We start from the raw sequence: 1,856 nt of genomic DNA, 5'->3' as shown, positions 1-1,856 counted from the left end.
CCAAAAGTAGAATTGATGATGCAGATACTTATATAAAAGAAACTTTAGTTAATAAGTGGATGCTTAATGGATGCGAAAGTTTAATAAATGCTGCTGAAAGTAATCTTACTATTTTAAACCAAGAAATCCAGCTTTTTCAAAAGACGGATAATCCGGTACCAATGTCGCTGCCAGGCCCGGAATATGTTGAGAAAATGTTGGCGGATCATATCTGTTACATTTGTGAAAGGGAGGTAATCGAAGACACCCCGGAATATGAAGCATTGAAAAGGAGGTTAAACGACTTTGAGAATAATTCTAATCATAAAATATTGCAGGATAATTATACAGAATTAAATCGAGCAAGGAAACGATTAATTGGAGAACTACCTGATATTAAAGAGGAAGTCATGAAGAATGAAAAAGCAAGGGATGTCTTACTAAAAAAACGTAATAGTTTAAATAAAAAGATTAGTTCCATTTACGAAAGCTCCGGCCAAGAGGATGGTGCAGATATTATGGTAGGAGCATCAACGGCTGCACAAATGCTTTCTAAAATTCAAAATTTCCGAAACTCGGTTACTGCTAAAACTAAAACGCTAAATTTTATCCAATCAGAGCTGGGGAGCTTAAAAGAAGAATTAAGGGCTAAAAAGTCGGAGAAGGATAAAGTCATAAAAAACATCGACACAAATATTGTAGAAAGTGTAGCTGCAGATTATATAAAAGTTTTTGTCAAGGTCATAGGACAACTACGTTCTATTGCTTATGCTAAGCTAATTAGTGAAATACAAGGGGAAAGTAATAGGCTATACAGTCTTTATCTTGGTGGGAGACCGCAAGGAGAAATTGTTATAGATAATGGAGTTAGAATAATAGATAAAGTAACAAAGCAAGTTTTATCAGAATTAAACACCGCCGAGTTAGTGGCTCAAAAACTTGCTGTTGCTAACGCTTTTTTATCTTTAAGTGAAAAGAAAATGAAAAGGTCTTATCCAATTGTTGCCGACGCCCCCACCTCGGATTTTGACCCTGAAAACACCTACAACCTTACCCTAAACATTGGACATTCTTTCGACCAAATGATTATTATGTCAAAGGATTATGCTTCGTTAGGCGAAGCAAAAAGAAGTGACCTAATTAGGGATGCTAAGATTGAAAGATTTTATGAGTTTAAGAATGATAAAATTGATTTAAATGGCATCGACTCAAGAGCAAATAGAAAGACTTTTATAACAACAATAAAGTAAAGAATGATGAAAGATAAATTTGTAATTGAATTAAATAAGAAAAATGTCCATTATGGAGATTATGTTTTAAAAGTTAGAGATTTATTTAGTCGCAAGCAAGAAAGTTTGTCAAAACAAGATGACAAATTCTTTTCTAAATATTGGCAAGTTTATGCCTGGTCTGCAATTATTGGCTTTGTTAACAATAAGAAGGAAGAGGGGGCGCCACTGCCACATCAAAATTCTTTTCAATATCAAATGATCGCAAATGGGTCAGAGAGTGTGGCAAGTGCATTGGCCCTAATGGCGATTGGAAAAATCGATGCTAAATCTTCAGAAGATATTTTAGATTCTAGAAAAATACTCACAATTATAAGCGAATATGCTGAAGGAGGTGCAAAGCATGTTTTGGAATTGCGCCAAACTCCAGGATTTGAACATAAGTTCAATTATGCCGATGATTATTTTTTTGAAATTGTTGACAGGAAGACAGGATAAGTTTTAGGCTGCTTTGGTTTTAGTTCTTTGCTGAGTAAGCAATCGACTAACCCATCTCTGCATTTCTAAATTTCACCCAATTTTGTGGCAGTAATTCATGGAGGTTGGATGAGTTGTAAAGGTGCATTCGTTCCAGTACATCTTTAAGCC

At 34.9% G+C, this 1,856-nt stretch carries 2 protein-coding genes; both read left to right on the top strand.

What is annotated here, in order from left to right; genetic code table 11:
• On the top strand, positions 1-1,229 hold a 1,229-nt coding region (locus tag ABIQ27_RS13320; protein WP_348034410.1), incomplete at its 5' end, for a hypothetical protein.
• 3 nt (positions 1,230-1,232) lie between these two features.
• Positions 1,233-1,706 carry a hypothetical protein gene (locus ABIQ27_RS13315; RefSeq protein WP_348034409.1) on the top strand — a complete coding sequence of 158 codons (474 nt, stop codon included), beginning with the start codon at positions 1,233-1,235 and terminating at the stop codon, positions 1,704-1,706.
• Positions 1,707-1,856 lie beyond the last annotated feature (150 nt).

The sequence above is a fragment of the Flavobacterium sp. genome (genome assembly GCF_039916025.1).
Classification (GTDB): Bacteria; Bacteroidota; Bacteroidia; order Flavobacteriales; family Flavobacteriaceae; genus Flavobacterium.
This window is presented reverse-complemented; position numbering and strand designations above follow the sequence as displayed.